The 17,224-nt window shown below is 33.7% G+C and carries 17 protein-coding genes; 14 read left to right on the top strand and 3 right to left on the bottom strand.

Features of this window, described 5'->3' with window-relative positions:
* The first annotated feature begins 15 nt into the window (after positions 1-15).
* Positions 16-921 carry a hypothetical protein gene (locus ABID42_RS14580; RefSeq protein ID WP_367284275.1) on the top strand — a complete coding sequence of 302 codons (906 nt, stop codon included), beginning with the start codon at positions 16-18 and terminating at the stop codon, positions 919-921.
* A complete protein-coding gene (locus ABID42_RS14575) occupies positions 918-1,427 on the top strand; it encodes an SLATT domain-containing protein (protein WP_367284274.1) in 510 nt (169 codons plus the stop codon). Before ABID42_RS14580 ends, ABID42_RS14575 begins: the two co-directional genes overlap by 4 nt.
* A 470-nt stretch (positions 1,428-1,897) precedes the next feature.
* On the opposite strand, the gene ABID42_RS14570 is transcribed toward ABID42_RS14575, so the two are convergent.
* A complete protein-coding gene (locus ABID42_RS14570; protein ID WP_367284273.1) occupies positions 1,898-3,070 on the bottom strand; it encodes a metallophosphoesterase in 1,173 nt (390 codons plus the stop codon).
* 204 nt (positions 3,071-3,274) lie between these two features.
* Between ABID42_RS14570 and ABID42_RS14565 the strand changes: the two genes are divergently transcribed.
* Both ABID42_RS14565 and ABID42_RS14560 read left to right on the top strand, forming a co-directional pair.
* A complete protein-coding gene (locus tag ABID42_RS14565; protein WP_367284272.1) occupies positions 3,275-4,093 on the top strand; it encodes a sensor histidine kinase in 819 nt (272 codons plus the stop codon).
* The gene (locus tag ABID42_RS14560) at positions 4,090-4,785 is read left to right on the top strand and encodes a LytR/AlgR family response regulator transcription factor (protein WP_367284271.1); all 696 of its coding nucleotides are present in this window, start codon (positions 4,090-4,092) and stop codon (positions 4,783-4,785) included. The genes ABID42_RS14565 and ABID42_RS14560 overlap by 4 nt, the downstream gene beginning before the upstream one ends.
* Before the next feature lie 252 nt (positions 4,786-5,037).
* On the opposite strand, the gene ABID42_RS14555 is transcribed toward ABID42_RS14560, so the two are convergent.
* Both ABID42_RS14555 and ABID42_RS14550 read right to left on the bottom strand, forming a co-directional pair.
* Positions 5,038-5,994: an aldo/keto reductase gene (locus ABID42_RS14555; protein ID WP_367284270.1), complete on the bottom strand. Its 957-nt coding sequence runs from the start codon at positions 5,992-5,994 to the stop codon at positions 5,038-5,040.
* 63 nt (positions 5,995-6,057) lie between these two features.
* Complete coding sequence (locus ABID42_RS14550; protein ID WP_367284269.1) at positions 6,058-6,960, bottom strand: NAD-dependent epimerase/dehydratase family protein; 903 nt, start codon at positions 6,958-6,960, stop codon at positions 6,058-6,060.
* A gap of 908 nt (positions 6,961-7,868) precedes the next feature.
* Here ABID42_RS14550 and ABID42_RS14545 point away from each other — a divergent pair.
* From ABID42_RS14545 to istB, 10 genes are all read left to right on the top strand, one after another.
* Positions 7,869-8,909, top strand: coding sequence for a Fic family protein (locus ABID42_RS14545; RefSeq protein WP_367284268.1), 1,041 nt, complete (start codon positions 7,869-7,871; stop codon positions 8,907-8,909).
* A 333-nt stretch (positions 8,910-9,242) separates the two neighbouring features.
* Positions 9,243-9,599 carry a hypothetical protein gene (locus tag ABID42_RS14540; protein ID WP_323259841.1) on the top strand — a complete coding sequence of 119 codons (357 nt, stop codon included), beginning with the start codon at positions 9,243-9,245 and terminating at the stop codon, positions 9,597-9,599.
* Positions 9,600-9,962: 363 nt separating this feature from the next.
* On the top strand, positions 9,963-10,325 hold the full coding sequence (locus tag ABID42_RS14535; RefSeq protein ID WP_367284267.1) for a VOC family protein: 363 nt from the start codon (positions 9,963-9,965) through the stop codon (positions 10,323-10,325).
* Between the two features lie 141 nt (positions 10,326-10,466).
* Entirely contained in the window at positions 10,467-11,321 is an 855-nt protein-coding gene (locus ABID42_RS14530) for a helix-turn-helix domain-containing protein (RefSeq protein ID WP_367284266.1), read from the top strand.
* Between the two features lie 74 nt (positions 11,322-11,395).
* Entirely contained in the window at positions 11,396-11,887 is a 492-nt protein-coding gene (locus ABID42_RS14525; RefSeq protein WP_367284265.1) for a hypothetical protein, read from the top strand.
* A gap of 374 nt (positions 11,888-12,261) precedes the next feature.
* The gene (locus tag ABID42_RS14520; protein WP_367284264.1) at positions 12,262-13,134 is read left to right on the top strand and encodes a helix-turn-helix domain-containing protein; all 873 of its coding nucleotides are present in this window, start codon (positions 12,262-12,264) and stop codon (positions 13,132-13,134) included.
* 84 nt (positions 13,135-13,218) lie between these two features.
* Positions 13,219-14,049, top strand: coding sequence for a nuclear transport factor 2 family protein (locus tag ABID42_RS14515; RefSeq protein ID WP_367284263.1), 831 nt, complete (start codon positions 13,219-13,221; stop codon positions 14,047-14,049).
* 100 nt (positions 14,050-14,149) lie between these two features.
* Complete coding sequence (locus tag ABID42_RS14510; RefSeq protein WP_367284302.1) at positions 14,150-14,392, top strand: T9SS type A sorting domain-containing protein; 243 nt, start codon at positions 14,150-14,152, stop codon at positions 14,390-14,392.
* 331 nt (positions 14,393-14,723) lie between these two features.
* The gene (istA, locus tag ABID42_RS14505) at positions 14,724-16,277 is read left to right on the top strand and encodes an IS21 family transposase (RefSeq protein WP_367284262.1); all 1,554 of its coding nucleotides are present in this window, start codon (positions 14,724-14,726) and stop codon (positions 16,275-16,277) included.
* Between the two features lie 25 nt (positions 16,278-16,302).
* Positions 16,303-17,052 (top strand): IS21-like element helper ATPase IstB, encoded by a 750-nt coding sequence (gene istB, locus ABID42_RS14500; protein ID WP_367284261.1) that lies wholly within the window; start codon positions 16,303-16,305, stop codon positions 17,050-17,052.
* The last annotated feature ends 172 nt before the right edge of the window (positions 17,053-17,224 follow it).

Raw genomic sequence — 17,224 nt, 5'->3', positions numbered from 1 at the left:
TAAACAGACTTAAGAATGCCCCATAATCAAATAATAAACATCACTGACTTCTGCGATTCTTATAATCCGATTGTAAAATCTTATGCCACGGGATTTTTAAGCAAGATTATAGCTTTAGACGATATCAAGACTTTGCTATTCAATGACTTTAGCACAAAACCGACAAAGGAATTAATTGATTTTGCAGACGAGACTTCGGATAATTACTTTAGCTCATTTATTTATAGGCTAGTAGGTGTTAAGGAAATTATTTTTTGTAGAGAGAACAAAAAGCAACTAGACACAAATGAAGTTTGGAAATTGATTTCAAAATCAATTAGAATTATCCCTGCGGAACTTACTATATCTTCAATTGGTTCTCAAGGCTTTCTATCAATACCATTATATAAACAAGATGCTTCGCTTATAAATTTTGATTTCATAAGACTTCATATTTGGGATGATTCACTTGAAGAATATATGGACTTGAAGAAATGTAAAGACTTCTCAATTCATTCCCACACTTTTTTCACAAAAAGCTGGATTATTACAGGTAAAGTGCAGAATGATAGATATGAATATGAAACAGATTCAGGTGACACGACACATTCTTTCTTTGAAGTTCAGTACAACAAGTCCTTAAATGAAGTTAATCAGCATACATCTAAAGCTGTGAACAAAAATATTAATGCTAGACTTTTTAAAACGAGTGAGGAAACTCATTTTGCTAAAGGATACTATGAAATTGAACCTAGCAAATTACATCAATCAGGTCATGTAAATTCACCTAATTCGTCAGCAACATTTTTTTCTTTTACAGGAAAAGACGGCTTAGGAGAATCTTTTGTAATTGGTCCAAAAGATATTGTTGAATCTGAGATAAACAGAAAGATGAATATTTCACCTATTTACCTGCTTGATAAAATAGATACCCAATTATGAACAAATCAGAACTTCTTTTATTGGATTGGATGAGAAAAATTCACCAACTCGAATATGCACATTGCTTCCAATCTCTTTTTTATACAAAACTTGAAAAATATATTGGAATATCATCATTTGTTTTAACTAATATAGTTGCCTTTACATATAGATTTCCATTTATTAATTATCCTTGGGTGAAAGAATACATTTTGCCTTTAATAGCATTCATTGTTGCAATATTAGCTGGTTATCAAGCATTCATTAAACCTGGAGAAAAATCAGAAACGCATAGGAAACTTGGGTTAGAATATGAGAAAATCAGACACGATATAGAGCCATTATATTTACTAGCTTCTGACCCTCAAAATCCTGAATTGGAAATAAAAACAAAAGAGATTAAAAGTAAATGGAACACATTGAATACATTATATGTCAACGAGTGTTATTACAAAAAAGCAAAGGACAAAGTGAAGTCATTTAATAAATATCCTAAAGAATTAAATTTTATACCAGACAATAAATAATAATTACCGCCAATAATTAAGCTTTCGTGATAGCTGCAAGCTAAAATATGAAGGCGATGTTGAACTTAACTTGGGTTAGCGGTTGGCTTCGGTAGTTTCTCAAACTAGTCGTAGGTTGTTTCCTACGACTCAAAATGTTAAAGAGCGTCAAGCTCGTACAATGTATCAGGGATAAATATTCCTTTAACCTTAATACATTTTAATATATTCAATAAGCCCTTTCGAGCGTGAGGCTCTTCATTGTTTTAGGTCTTAGGAAATTCACAAATAATGATAAGTGTACGTATTGTTAGTGAACCAATAAAGACGAAAATATGTGCCAAAATACTTCTGATAAGTATTTATTGATGTGTCTAAGTGAAAAACACTTAGACTAACGAGGGTTGTATCTGAAGCTAATAAAGATAATACATTTAAGGTTTAACAGGTCTAAGGGCTTCATTGAGTTCTGTAACATACAGATGTTCACGCTATATTTCTTCTTTTTCTCCGTTATGAAAAACTCTGTAATATTTATTCCCTTCAATGAGTAAACCTTCTGATTGAGTGTTCGGAAAGTTTTTATGGTAATCTTTCGGGTGTTTCACATCAATGCCTATTACTTTACCCTTGTACTGTCGGTTGACTTTAGACTGAAGTGTATGTCCAACCACAATTGACTTCGCTTTAAACTTATTCAAACCACGTTCTACCTCTTCTTGTGTCAAATCATCTTTGAAATAACCTCTATACCAAGAAATTCCTGTATGGGTGGAAATCAACAATTGTGTTAAGTTTTTCTCTGATTTTGGATAATAAGGTTTGTAATAATGCTTCCTTACAATTTTATTGATTTCATCTAAGGTTACATGATATTTTACTAAATCTGGGTGTAATCCTCCGTGCGTAAAAAGTATTCCGTTAATACGTTCAATGGTATTTTTACTTGCCATCCATTTCCCAATAAAAGAATTTGAATCGTATAATTGGTCTTGTTGCTTTCCTAAAATTGCTGCCACATGAAAGTATTTTTGAGATGCCGTTTCATAATTTCCCTGCATATTTTTCAATTCGTGATTTCCCAAAATAAAATGAACCAAACCGCCATGTTTTACGGCATCTTGTCCCAATTTATAAATAAACCAAAGTACTTGGGTTGTTGAAAAATCTCTATCTACAAAATCGCCCACTAACACTAAATGACCCTTTCCAAAAGTCCAATTCAGGTTTTTATCAATCACCTTGTTACTGATAAGAAAATCACGAAAAGTTTTAAAACCACTTTCAATATCTGAAATTGCTAAAATCCTGTTATTATCATGATAGGTATTTACTGGAGTTTTCATATCTGTATTTATTGAAAATTCAAACTGGGTGGAATCAAGTGAGAAATAACAAAAAGCTGGGATTTCTGTAGCTGTGGTGTACTCCTTTTGGTCTAAAGAAAATCCATTATCTTGATTTCCCCTGATGTAATTCATATTAAATACACTATCATTTTTATAGAAAACATAAGGTCCATCTTTATCCCAATTCATCATTTTGGGGTCATCTCCATAATGGAAACTTGCCCCGTGATATAAACCAAATAAGATGCCTACCGTTCCGAGGACTAAAATTGTTGCAGTTATATGCTTTACGTACCTGAAAATTCTTTTTTTCATTTTTTTTGATTAAAAGTTTCAGCAAACGTAAATATGGTTTTATCACTTTTAAAATAATTGTGACAAACACATTATTAAGTACTATAAAAAGTCTTGTAGTGTGTATAAAGTGATTTCATCATAGATTGGTTAAATTTCAACACCGTATATCAGTTGTTGGTCAACTTTATTTTAGGGGATACACATTTGCCTTAATTTTGCGATATGATATTCAAAAAATACAATACGAATTTGTTTGTACTTGCGCTAGTTATTGTAGTAGCACTTGTCCCGATAATTATTACAGCATTTGAAGTAATTTTCACCGATAATAAATCCGTTATCTTTTTAGGGAACTATCATCCAAAAGTCACCATTCTTGTTATTTCATATTACATTTTGTTGTTTGGCGTTGGTGTTTTTTGGTTTACCAAACAGCTAATTGCTATTGCCCAGCTAAAAAACGAAAAAGCAAAAGCAGAATTAATGCTTTTGAAAAGCCAAGTGAATCCTCACTTTTTCTTTAATACGCTTAATAATTTATATGGTTTAGTTGCTAAGGATACTAAAAAAGCACAAGAATTAATCCTTAAATTATCTGATATGATGCGTTATAGTATCTATGAAGGCGAAAAAGAAATAGTGACATTAGAAGAAGAAATTGATTATTTAAAGAATTATTTTGAACTGCATCAAATGAGGTATCACAAGAATATAGTGATTCATTTCAACGCTGATATTGATGAAAACTGCAAAGTAGTTCCTTTGTTGTTTATCATATTATTAGAAAATTCTTTTAAGCACGGAGTTGAGACTTTGAGAGAAAACGCTTTTGTGAAAGTCGATGTTGTTTCTGATAAAAACGAGATAAGATTTACGATTGAAAATAATTTTGGTATTTCTAATAATGAAGAAAATAAATCAGGAGTCGGTTTGAAAAACTTAAAACGAAGGTTAGAATTGATTTATCCTAATAAACACAAATTGTCATTTTCGATTACTGAAAATGTTTACAAAGTACAATTAATTTTAAACCAATTATGATTAAATATTTAATTATTGATGACGAGTCTATCGCTCACGACATTATCAAAGGCTATTGTGATTTGTTGCCACAAATGCAGTTGATGAAGAATTGTTATGACGCATTGGAAGCGTTTGAATACTTGAATAAAAATGAAGTAGATTTGATTTTTTTAGATTTGAATATGCCTATCTTAAAAGGTTTTGAATTTCTGAAAACCTTAACTCATCCACCAAAAGTAATTGTAACAACAGCTTATAAAGAATATGCACTTGAAGGTTACGAGCATAATATTTCGGATTATTTACTAAAACCATTTGGCTTTGAACGTTTTTTAAAAGCCATTAATAAAGCGTTTAGTAGTACTGTGGCTAAAGTTATTGAGCCATCAGAAAGCAATGAAATTTCAAATCGAATTTTTCTACAAAGTAATAAAAAGTCCATTCAAGTTGAAATTAAAACAATCCAATACATTGAAGCTACAGGAAATTACAGCAAAATAGTGACTACAAATGAACCAATCACCATTCGAGAAAAAATATCAACTTTATTAGAATTGTTGCCCAAAAATGTTTTGATACAAGTGCATAAATCATTCGCAGTTGCTCCAAAACATATTAAAAGCATAGAAGGCAATAGAATATTTATTGGTGAACACATCATTCCAATTGGGAAAATATTTAGAACAAATATTATTCAATTATTGAAATAGCTTGTTTGGAATAATACAAAAGTCGTAGGCTAATTCCTACGGCTCAAAATGTTAAAGATCGTCCCGTCCGTACAATGTATCAGGGATAAATATTCCTTTTGCCTTTAAACATTTTAATATATTCATTAAACCCTTTCAAATATGAGGATTTCCCTTGCTTTAGGTTTTAGGAAACTTTGAGAGATAAGTGAAGGCTTCGCTAAACGAACGCCCAGATAAAAGCATATTGTCTTTATTAATTCCAGCCCTACTTCAAACTTCATCCCAAAGGTTTTCAAGGGTATAGCCACTGCCCTCTAAGCACCAAAAATCACCCTTAATATATCGATAATGTTGATCTAATTGATTAATTTTCTCCATTTCTAAAGGTGTAAGTTCAATATCAGCGGCTTCAATATTTTCTTTTAACCTTTGTGGATTTACGGATTTTGGAATGACCGATGTGCCTCTATTGATTGCCCAAGCGAGCATAATTTGTGCGGGTGTATTTCCTTTCTCTTGGGCAATATCTATAATTGATTTATTTTCAAACAACTTGGGTTCACCTGCTGTAATCCTATTGATGGGTCTATCGGACGAACCAAGAGGGCAAAAACCAGTGAGGATGATGTTGTTGGCATTGGCAAAATCTACAATTTTATTTTGTTGAAGAAATGGATGCAGTTCTAATTGTAGGGCTTCTGGACAAACGCCAGTTTCATTGATTAATTCATTGATTTTTTTAATACTAAAATTTGAAACACCGATATGCTTAGTCAAATTATTTTCTTTTAAAGCAATCATCCCCTGCCAAGTTTCCACCAAAGGAATGTGTTTCAAGTCAATCATCTCACTTCCATCTTTTGGATAATTTACGCTGTTTAAGAGTGCTACTGGCCAATGAATTAAGTATAAATCTAAATATTCGAGTTTCAAACTGTCCAATGTTATTTCAATAGTTGGTTGAATATCAACTTTTTTATGGCGATTATTCCATAGTTTTGAGGTAATCCAAAGCTCATTTCTGGTTACCTCTTTATTATTGATTGCATCTGAAATTGCCTGCCCTATTTCGTGTTCATTACCATAGATTAAGGCACAATCAAAATGGCGATAACCAATTTCGATGGCTTTTCTAACGGTTTGATAAATCTCACCTTTGGCTGATTTCCAAGTGCCTAAACCCAACATTGGGATTCTGTCATTATTACTAAATTGAAGGTATTTCATGAATTTTTGTTATCAATTTGATTGTTTGTGTATTCAGTTTTCAGTGGGATGACCAAAAACAAATCACTCAGCCTTTACGTATTTCATCCAATGATGTTGTTCTTTGAATCCAAGCACCTCTCGGATTTTTCGATTAGAAAATAAGGCTTCGTGTTCGCCTAATTCACGAGTAACTGGTACATTTGGGAAAAACTTTTCGGCTAATTCTTTACTTGGAATAATGGCACCGTTGTGGTCATTTCCAGCATTAAAAATCTGAAACCCAAGCCCGTCTTTCTGTAAACATAAATTTACAATTTGTCCTAAGTCACGGGCGTCTATATAACAAAAAGCATTTCTGCGACGAACTTCAGGATTTTTAAAATAATGCGGGAATAGTTCAGCGTATTCATGAGGTTCAATTACATTTCCGATTCGGAGTGCATAAATATCAATGCCTGAACGCCGCTGGAAACTCTGTGCCGTTTTTTCATTCACAACCTTTGATAATCCGTAACTATCCATAGGGTCTACATCATAATCCTCTTCAAGTGGTAATGATTTCGGGTCAGTTTGCCCATCTGAAAAACAAATTCCATAAGTGGTTTCCGAAGAAGCAATAATAATCTTTTTAATACCCAGTTTAACTGCTGCTTCAATCACATTATACGTCCCTATTGTGTTCACTCGAAAGGTTTCATTATCTGGTTTAATCAAAATTCTAGGAACTGCGGCAAAATGTACTACTGCATCAAATTTTGGTACGCCATTGCCACCTTCCAATTCACCTAAGCCTATGTAAGAACTCATGGCATTAAACATTTGTCCAGCATCCGTAATGTCAGCTATTAGGTTTTCAACCCCTACAAGATTCAGAGGTATTATATCCACGTTCAGTACCTTGTGTCCTTGTTCAAGCAGATACGCAATTACGTACTTTCCTGCTTTTCCTGAACCACCCGTAAAAAGAATTCTCATTTTAGTCATTTGTTTATTGAATTAATAAGGGTTTTACTTGTTACTAACCCCTGCAGGTCTAAGCCTAACTACTTGAAACAACAAATAATATGCAATCTCAGCCTGCAACCTTGATTGACGTAGTCTTAGTGTCTGGTATTCTTAGAAGGCAACACAAAGCCTCCAACTTGAAAACTTATAAAATGCTTTTGCTTTTTTTACCATGTAACATTGCAGTACGCTATGTGTAGTGAAAAAGACTACAGCAAGCAGAGGTATTGCTTGAACATTCGTCAGTTTGTGGGTATTTTGTGCTGAATTTACCATTGTATTTTTTCTATCTTCTAATCAAATATACAAATTGTTGGATGCTATTTCTCTTCCACTATCAAAATCTCTTCCTCCTTTAATTCGTATCAAACTAGTCGTATCTTGTTTCTTACTCCACAAAATGTTAAAGAGTGTTACGCTCGTCCAATGTATGAGCATTCGTGGTGGATAAAAGCTAAACCATGAAGGAATGAGTGACGTTTAGTCTCTTGAGGTAGCGGTCGGCTTCCATGGTTTCTTTTATGGATTTAAAGTTCAACTTGAAGATTTTGTAAGAGCAGGTTTTCCCCTGCTTTTTTTGTTTTTTACTTTAGAGGGTTTAAAAGCTATTTCTTTTTTTTCAGGCATATAAATCCCCTACCCATAAAGCATTTTTTATGGTTGCTTTCGTCTTGGCTCTCCTATGTTTATTCCATCTATTTGTATAGATAGTTTTTTCACAGACTGACGTTAGTTACATGGCGTGATGAACGCTCTGTAAGACAATTTAGCAACCAAAATAATTACACTTTTCGTATCATAATCAAATCTAAACGTATCAAATCGTATCATTAAGTACTTGCGAATTCAAATCGTAATCGTATCTTTGCGTATCAAATCGTATCAAAATGGATAACGGAGTATATAATTTAAAACTGAATATTGATTGGACGCTGATTAACTTAATCAGTGAAATAGACCGCTTTGATGCAAATTGGACAGCAATTGAACGAAAAGAAGGACAAAGCCTCAAAGAGTTGAAAAGTATTGCGACTGTGCGAAGCGTAGGGGCTTCAAACCGAATTGAAGGCAATAAAATGAGCGATGAAGAGGTTGACGTTTTACTACAAAAAATTGATATAGCAAAACTTACCGACAGAGATTCACAGGAAATAGTCGGTTATTTTGAAGTATTAGATTTGATTTCGGAATCTTACGAAAACATTAATCTTACCGAAAGCCATATTAAAGGTTTACACAATAGTTTGATGAAATATAGTGCCAAAGACCAATGGCATAAAGGCAATTATAAGGCACATAGCAACGCCGTTGAAGCCTCATTTCCTGACGGCACACAACAAATCATTTTTCAAACAACCGAAGCGGGGTTTGCTACCGAAGATGCCGTAAGAGAATTAATCAATTGGTATAATTCCGAGACATTGGTACACCCTATAATCAAAATAGCATCCTTTGTTTATGATTTTTTGAGCGTTCACCCTTTTCAAGACGGAAATGGAAGGTTAAGTCGTTTAATTTCAACACTATTATTGCTCAAAAACGGATATAAATGGATACAATACGTAAGTTTTGAGCACGAGATTGAAAACCGAAAAAACGAATATTATCAGGTTCTTAGAAGTTGTCAAGCACAACGCCCTAATGAAGATGTTACTGTTTGGGTTCAATTCTTTTTGAGTTGCTTGTCAAATATTCAAGCTCAACTTATGATGAAATTGAATAAAACCGGTGTGGAAACACAACTTTCGCCCAAGGAAAAATCAATTTTTACGATTATTCAAAATCGCCCCAACATTCAGTCAGGAGAAATTTCTGAAAAATTGGCGATACCATTACCTACTGTAAAACGTATTCTATCGGAGTTAATCAATAAAGGATTGATTGAAAAACAAGGTAACGGACGAAATGTGAGTTACATGATAAAATAGATAAAGATAAAAGATAACAATACCAGTACGTCTTAAACTGTTCGTAGGAAATCCTGATACTAGTTCGGGAGCAAATAATAGCTTTGTTTATATCTATTACTTAGTTTTAGGAAAAAAACAGCAAACATGCGTATGTTTACGAGTTATAGGCATGTTTAAAAAACGACTCAGCGGATAGACGTGAGAGCCTCCAAATAATTGTTTGGACAGTTCTTGACTGTTTGACAAATTCTTAATATTGCAATTCAAAAGTGGAGACCAGCGACCACACAAAAAACGGGGCGACATCGAAAAGCCAGATGAGTAGAACAGTTTAACAGAATACATAATAAAATGAAAATAACAAAATTTTTAACGACACTTATTCTTGCTGGGCTATTTGCAATTACATTAAATGGTTGTAAAAAGTGTAAGGATGAAGACCCACGGGCAAGAATTATAAATAATGGAACACAAAAAGCAAGTGTTCAAATTAAAACATCCGGTGGAAATACTGTGAATATCAACAATGTCGACTCAGGCACATCTTCCGCTTACAGCAGTTATGCGGCAGGACTAACAACATTTACTATTAAAGTAAACAACATCGATTATGTTAAAACTGTTGAAATGAGCAAATGTTACGAGTATGACATTGCTATTGACAATAATAACAACATTACTTCAACACCCGTTGACAGAAACAACTGATAACAAACCTGCTCATAACAATACCTTCAAGAAATTGGCGGTTCAGTGGTCAGAACAGAAAACTTTGAACATTAAGACGTCTAAATATCGTTCGATTTGAAGATTTTGGAAGAGCGGGTTTTGCCTGCTTTTTTGTTTTTTGAGGCTTTAAATGTTCCTATTTTGTCATCTTAAAAATAGTTTGTAATTTATGAAAAGATAAAACTTTGAGAAGCAAAAGCTAGACTAGCCACCCGCTCAGCTTAAGTTCAACATTGGTTTGGCAAAATGGTGGCTGAAGTGCTTATATGAAACATTTGTACGACACCCTACTGAAAATAAAGTAATCTGACCATTGTTAATGACAAATAAAATTAAAGCAATATGAATTTTACAAAATTAATACCCAGTGTATTTTATACAGATATTTCAGACGGACTTAAATTATTTGTCGATTGTCTAGAATTTACAATTGCACACAAAGATTTAAATACTTCACAACCTTATTGCGTATTAAAAAAAGACGGAATAAGCCTAATGCTTTTTCAAGATGAACAATTAGCCAAAGAACATAATCCAGAACTAAGGCTTGCAACGGATAATATTGAAGAAGTTTATGCAAAAGTATCTAAATCACATCCTCATCTACTTCATCCCAATCTTGACAAAGTTACAGTTAGACCTTGGGGTGCAAAAGAATTTGCGATTGCAGACAATCAACTCGGTATTAGGTTTCAACAATGGTAACAATTAGAGAATGAGATAAATAACGAACTGGTAACATGGGTATTGGGCAATAGTCGGGCTACAGTTGTAAACTCAACATATATAATTCTATTGGCATTATTGCAAATGTTGGGCTGATGTTATTTAAATATTAATTCAGAGATGGTAACCAATTATAAAAAAATCGACTTGTTTGGAAAATCATTTATTCAAAAGATAGCGTTAAAGCCGCCTTTTCGATTTGATTTTCCCGTAAATGAACAAGCCTGTTTTTTATTTGTGAAAGAAGGTGAATTTCAATATCAATTTGATAGTGAACAAAGGAATATTCCTGCTAACTATTCGTTGTTTCTAAATTGTATCAAATCCGGCAAACAAATACAAAACGCAAATTCAGAAAATGTTTGTGAAATCGTAATTGTTACTTTCCACCCAGAGATTTTAAAGCAGGTGTATAATCGTGAATTGCCGTCACTGCTGCAGGCGCCCAAAAACATTATTTCAAATAAATCCAGCGAAAAAATTAACAATGATTTTTTAATTCAAAAATACATTGAAGGACTTTTATTTTACTTTGAAAATCCGTCTTTGGTAAATGAGGATATTTTGGTTTTAAAATTAAAGGAAATTATACTCTTACTTTCTCAAACAAAAAATGCCGAATCTGTACAAGTAATATTATCACAACTTTTTTCGCCAACAACTTACACTTTCAAACAGATAATTGAAGTAAACTTATTTTCACAGCTGACACTTGAAGAGTTGGCAGACCAAACTAATTTAAGCTTGTCATCATTCAAAAGAGAATTTTCGAAACTTTACAACGATACGCCTGCTAATTATATCAAGACAAAAAAACTTGAAAAGGCAGCTAAATTATTATTAGCATCAAACGAACGTATTAGCGACATTGCTTTTACTTGTGGCTTTAATGACTTAGCAAACTTTACCAAAAGTTTCGGAGAAAAATACAACATGACACCGACCAATTATCGTCTGAACCAAATTGCCAAATAGTTGAGCTAATTCGCAAAATCATTCCTATTTTTTCATCGCACATTTGTAATGTTAATTCAAATCAAAAATAAAAAATGGGACTTTCTAATTTAGGTATTTTTCATACCATCATTGGCATTATTGCCATCATTGCTGCAATTATTTCATTCAGAAAAAACGGAAAAATAGGTTTAGAGCAACCTTCAGGCAAAATTTATTTTTACGGAACCATCGTTACGTCACTTACATCATTGGGGTTATTGAAACACGGTTTTAATCCAGGTCATATTTTCGCCTTATTTATTGTGGCTTTGGTGGCGGGAGCCTATTTTCTTCACAGCAAAAAACAGGGAAACAATAAAAGCCGATATTTTGAAAATTTCCTTCTTTCGTTTAGTTTTTTCTTGTCGTGGGTTCCTACCATTAACGAAACTTTTACCCGTGTTCCAATCGGACATCCTTTGGCAAAAGCACCAACAGACCCGGTTATCGGAATAACACTTCTTGTATTCCTATTGCTATTTATTGTTGGTTCTGTTTACCAATTTCGTCATCAACAGAAAATTAATAATGCTATCAATAGCTAATTCACAAAAGCCACAACCACCAATAACTAAGGTACCATAATAAAAAGCGAGCAATTTTTAGATTATTTTTCTAATTTCGTTTCTTCAAAGAGGAGACATACTTCAGTAGTAATCTACCTTGTATAATGCCAGCTAGTTTGGCATTGTACATTTATTTTTAACTTGCTTTTGCTAAAGATACAAGATAGGGTGTAAGTTGTTTCCTAAAGCTAGCTCGAGAGTTAATAATAGCTTTGTTTATATCTATTACTTCGTTTTAGGAAAAAAACAGCAAACATACGTATATTTACGAGTTGTACGCAATGCGTGGGATAAGCTGTTAAAACATGTGAGTCAATACCATCATTAGTGGCAATTGTACCAACACCCTGGAAATGACAACAGACATCAAAAAATATGACTTCAAAGCAGGACTTCCACAAGAATTTGAAATTGTGGACATAGGAGAACTATTCCAAAATTTAAAAGACACATTAACCACCACACACCGAACAGGGTTTTATCACATTATTTGGTTTCAAAAAGGTAATCCCACACATTTGGTTGACTTTAACCCTATAAAAATTAAACCACAAACTCTATTATTTCTAAACAAAGACATCGTTCACCGATACGACAATACAACAAAATTTGAAGCGAAAGCTATCGTATTTACTGATAACTTTTTCTGCAAGACGGAAGCTGATACGAAATTTTTACGGAACAATATTTTGTTCAATGACTTGTTTTATGTTTCACAAATTCAAATAGTAAAACACACCAAATTATTTGCTGACCTACTTCAACAAATGGCAGATGAGTTGCAAAATATAAAGGACAAATCACAAGCCGACATTTTGAAAAATTTGTTACATAATTTTTTGCTTCATTCTGAAAGAGAAAAACGAAAACAAAACTTTATAGAAATAAAAAAAGATGCAGACCTTGATTATATAATGCTATTTAAAGACCTGTTAGAAATAAATTATAAAAGTCAGAAACAAGTAAATTACTACGCTAAAGAAATTATCATTACAGAGAAACGATTGAATCAAGCTACTTCAAAAGTTTTGGGCAAAAGCCCCAAAGAAATAATAGATGATAGAATAATGTTGGAAGCAAAAAGAATTTTAGCACACACAACCGAAAGCGTTAAAGAAATTTGCTATTATTTGGGCTTTGAAGAACCGACCAATTTTATTAAATACTTTCGCAAACATACCCAAACAACGCCCGTAGAATTTAGAGAACAATTCCGATTGGCCTAAAAGTATCATGTAAAGGCTTTTTTGTACCTTTATTGGCTTTGAGATTAACCTGAACTTTGCATCGTAAATAATTCAAATCAGAAAATGAATAAATCGATTCTTAGTTTAACAATGGCGCTGACACTTGGTGTATCGGTGTGTAAATCTCAAAGCAAAATGGATAACAAACAAAAAGTGGTAGCCTTACTAAAGGCGATAGAGACGGGTGCTGCTGAGCCAGTTGGGTATATTAATGCCAATAAGTATATTCAGCATAACCTAGCCGTTGGCGATGGTTTGGCTGGTTTTGGAGCTGTTTTACAAGCACTTCCAAAAGGTTCGGCAAAAGTAAATACGGTTAGAGCTTTTCAAGATGGTGATTTCGTATTTACGCATACCGATTATAATTTCTTCGGACCAAAAATAGGTTTTGACATTTTTCGTTTCGAAGATGGAAAAATTGTAGAACACTGGGATAATTTACAAGAAACAGCAAAACCAAATCCGAGTGGGCATACCATGATTGACGGTACTACCGAAATCAAAGACCTTGACAAAACTGAAATTAATAAAACTTTAGTAAAAACTTTTGTAGAGGATATTTTAGTAAACGGCAAAATGGAAAAATTAGCTGATTATTATGATGGCGATAATTATATTCAACATAACCCACAAATTCCAGACAAACTTTCTGGTTTGGGTATAACACTTAGTGAATTAGCTAAACAAGGCATTTTCTTGAAATATGACAAAATTCACAGGGTTTTAGGCGAAGGGAATTTCGTTTTGGTAGTAAGTGAAGGACATTTTGGCAAATCTCATAATGCTTTCTATGATCTTTTCAGAGTTGAAAATGGCAAAATCGCTGAACATTGGGATGTAATTGAGCCAATGATACCAAAGGAAAACTGGAAGAATAATAATGGTAAGTTTTAACAAAAATGTAATACAGATTGAAAAGCCAACTTATAAAAGTGTTGGCTTTTTTGTTAGCGTAAATGTATCATAAAACGTCAATTTCTACCATTGAGTAGCTATCACCAACAGTTTAATCATTTATCCCAATCCTACATCAAACCAGCTAACCGTGCAACATTCAGAAGCCAAAGCAAATAGCACCATCTCTATTTTCTCATTAAATGGGAAACAGGTTCTCTCTGTTTATGTACAAATAGGATCAAGCAAGACGGTAATAGATGTAGGAGCATTGGCTCCTGGAAAATATATCGTTACCGATGGCATTTCAAATAGAAATAGCGCCTTGTTAATCAAGGATTAGTAGCGCTCTTAAAAAGGGTTGTCTCAATATGATTTTACTATTACCTTCTGAAGTACCTGAGATATGAAGTCAGATGGGTTTGACATAAATATATTAGCTGACATACAATTATCAAAAGCAGATGGTAGTAGTCAACGATTTTTTAGTATGTCGTCACAGATTCAAAACAGCAAAAAACTTTATCATGAAACCTTAATAAAGGTACAAAAATGTATATTCCAGCCAATGAGCGCCACCTATTGTAGTGAATGAACCCCACTTGTGGATAAGTGATTAGCAAATAATTTGTAGTTTATCAGTGATTGTTTTTAACCCAACAATTCTGAAAACTATGGCTAATCATTCTTTATCTATGAAGAAGTTACATATGCTCATCTCTCATATTGTTGCAGGAAAAAGCAAGCGTTCAATAGCAGTGATGCTCAAAGTTTCACGTCATACAATTGACAATTATTTATGTTATTTAAAAGCTGAAATCGGTGAAGATTTATCTCCTCTTTTGAGTTGGGATGAAGAATCTCTTAACCGTTTAGTTACCCGTCAAAACGATTCCAATACTCAACAATCTCTTGAGTTACTATTTCCTGAGTATGAAAAAGAACTCAGCAAAGTCGGTATGACTCGTATGATTCTTTGGGAACGATACTGTCTTGGCACTACTACTGCTATTAACTACTCTCGCTTTTGTCATTACTTCCGTCAGTGGCAATCCGCTCAAAAAGTCACCATGCACCTTGAGCATAAAGCTGGGGATAAACTCTTCATTGATTTTGCAGGAAAGAGGCTATTTTTAACTGACCCTAAAACTGGAGAAATTACTTGGGTTGAAATCTTTATTGCAGTTTTAGGATGCAGTCAGCTAACCTACTGCCAAGCTGTATATACCCAAAAGAAAGCAGACTTTCTATTAGCACTAGCTAATTCATTAACATTTTTCGGAGGAGTTCCCCAAGCTATTGTCCCAGACAATTTAAAATCCGCAGTTACTAAAACACACCCTTATGAACCTAACTTAAATGAAAGTATAGAAGACTTCGCTACCCACTATCAAACGGTTATTTACCCTGCTCGTAGTCGAAGACCTAAGGATAAAGCATTGGTTGAAAAAACCGTTGGTATCCTCTATAGCCGTGTTTATGCTATGTTAGAGGGACAAGTCTTTTCCTCTCTCTCCTCGCTGAATGAAGCTATCCACCAAAAGGTTAATGACCATAATATAAAAACATTTCAAGGTAGAGATGAATCTCGTCAAACTCGTTTTGATGAGTTGGATTCACCTGCCTTAATGCCCTTACCATTAACTCGCTATGAGTTAAAACACTTCAAAACTGCCAAAGTTCAGCAGAATTGCCACGTCATATTAGGAGAGGATAAACATTATTATTCTGTCCCCTTTCGCTATGTAGGTAAATATGTTAAGTTGTCATACACGGCAGAAACCATTGAGATTTACTTTGAATATAAGCGTATCGCTATTCATGCAAGGTTTAGAGCCAAACACCAGTACACAACTTTGAAAGAACATTTACCAGAAAAACATCAGTGGATGATGAATTGGTCATCTGATTTTTTTACTGAACAAGCTATGAAAATAGGAGAAAATACTCTAAAAGCTATTGAACAATTACTTCGGACTCGCAAATATCCTGAACAAGCCTATAAGTCCTGTGCGGGAATCTTAGCTTTAGGAAAGAAAAAAGAGATTGGTAAAGACCGTTTAGAAGCTGCTTGCGAAAGAGCTTTACTGTATGAATTTTTATCCTTAAAGCTCATTCTGAACATCTTGGATAGGAATTTAGACAAAATCCCTCTCCAAGAAGAAATCATAAAAGACAATATCATTCCTTTTCACCTCAATATTCGTGGAGCAAAGAACTATCAATAATTTTCAAATTTTAACTAAACATAAAATGAATCAACAAGAAACTATTCAGCAAATGAAAGCCTTAAAACTCGCTGGTATGGTCACCGCTTATCAGAACCTTCTGAACCTCCCTCTTGATATGCAACCAACCGCTGACCAGTTATTGGCTCAACTGCTTGACGCTGAACATCTCGAAAGATTAAACCGTAAAACACTCGCTTGTATTCGTTCAGCCAGATTTCGCTATCAGGCAATGGTAGAGGAAATTCAATATTTACCACAGAGAGGCTTAGATAAAAACCTACTTCTGAGGTTAGCAGATACATCCTTTATTAAAAGAAGCGAGAACGTTTTTATCACTGGAGCAACGGGTTGTGGAAAAAGTTACATAGCTTCGGCACTTGGCTATCAAGCTTGTCAAATTGGATTCAAAGTAGGGTATTATTCTATGCCTAAACTACTTCATAAACTTCAATTTGCCAGAGCTGATGGCTCAATTATCAAGGAATTAGCAAAACTTGAAAAACTTAATCTACTTATTTTAGACGATTGGGGATTACAACCATTGGATACACCAGCTAAGCTATCCTTATTGCAACTCATCGAAGATAGACATGGAAAAAATGCAACTATTATTACTTCGCAGTTACCTGTGGCTCAATGGTTTGAATATATCAATGAACCAACACTCGCTGATGCCATCTTAGATAGACTCATGCAGCAGGTACATCGAATAGAATTGAAAGGGGAATCCATGAGAAAAAATCGAAAAAGTAATGACCTTAACTGTTCATAACTATCTTTGTGAAATCGCCTAATTACTTATCCACAAGTGGTGCTCATTCGCTACATTATACAACAAAAAGGCACATCTGATATAAAGCGACCTTTGTTCTATAAATTGATGAGAAATTTTGAAGAAAAACGTACTTCAGCTAAATGGACAAAAATAGCAAAATACTCAGTAG

Origin of the sequence: Arcicella rosea (genome assembly GCF_040543805.1) — a bacterium.
In the GTDB taxonomy this organism is placed as follows: domain Bacteria; phylum Bacteroidota; class Bacteroidia; order Cytophagales; family Spirosomataceae; genus Arcicella; species Arcicella rosea.
This window is presented reverse-complemented; position numbering and strand designations above follow the sequence as displayed.

Bases quoted from the DNA above. Each gene is read 5' to 3' on its own strand.
- ABID42_RS14545 (WP_367284268.1), top strand. From the start codon at position 7,869: ATGGATAACGGAGTATATAATTTAAAACTGAATATTGATTGGACGCTG.
- ABID42_RS14530 (WP_367284266.1), top strand. From the start codon at position 10,467: ATGGTAACCAATTATAAAAAAATCGACTTGTTTGGAAAATCATTTATT.
- ABID42_RS14550 (WP_367284269.1), bottom strand. From the start codon at position 6,960: ATGACTAAAATGAGAATTCTTTTTACGGGTGGTTCAGGAAAAGCAGGA.
- ABID42_RS14565 (WP_367284272.1), top strand. From the start codon at position 3,275: ATGATATTCAAAAAATACAATACGAATTTGTTTGTACTTGCGCTAGTT.
- ABID42_RS14570 (WP_367284273.1), bottom strand. From the start codon at position 3,070: ATGAAAAAAAGAATTTTCAGGTACGTAAAGCATATAACTGCAACAATT.
- ABID42_RS14525 (WP_367284265.1), top strand. From the start codon at position 11,396: ATGGGACTTTCTAATTTAGGTATTTTTCATACCATCATTGGCATTATT.
- ABID42_RS14575 (WP_367284274.1), top strand. From the start codon at position 918: ATGAACAAATCAGAACTTCTTTTATTGGATTGGATGAGAAAAATTCAC.
- ABID42_RS14555 (WP_367284270.1), bottom strand. From the start codon at position 5,994: ATGAAATACCTTCAATTTAGTAATAATGACAGAATCCCAATGTTGGGT.
- istB (WP_367284261.1), top strand. From the start codon at position 16,303: ATGAATCAACAAGAAACTATTCAGCAAATGAAAGCCTTAAAACTCGCT.
- istA (WP_367284262.1), top strand. From the start codon at position 14,724: ATGGCTAATCATTCTTTATCTATGAAGAAGTTACATATGCTCATCTCT.
- ABID42_RS14540 (WP_323259841.1), top strand. From the start codon at position 9,243: ATGAAAATAACAAAATTTTTAACGACACTTATTCTTGCTGGGCTATTT.
- ABID42_RS14535 (WP_367284267.1), top strand. From the start codon at position 9,963: ATGAATTTTACAAAATTAATACCCAGTGTATTTTATACAGATATTTCA.
- ABID42_RS14520 (WP_367284264.1), top strand. From the start codon at position 12,262: ATGACAACAGACATCAAAAAATATGACTTCAAAGCAGGACTTCCACAA.
- ABID42_RS14560 (WP_367284271.1), top strand. From the start codon at position 4,090: ATGATTAAATATTTAATTATTGATGACGAGTCTATCGCTCACGACATT.
- ABID42_RS14515 (WP_367284263.1), top strand. From the start codon at position 13,219: ATGAATAAATCGATTCTTAGTTTAACAATGGCGCTGACACTTGGTGTA.
- ABID42_RS14580 (WP_367284275.1), top strand. From the start codon at position 16: ATGCCCCATAATCAAATAATAAACATCACTGACTTCTGCGATTCTTAT.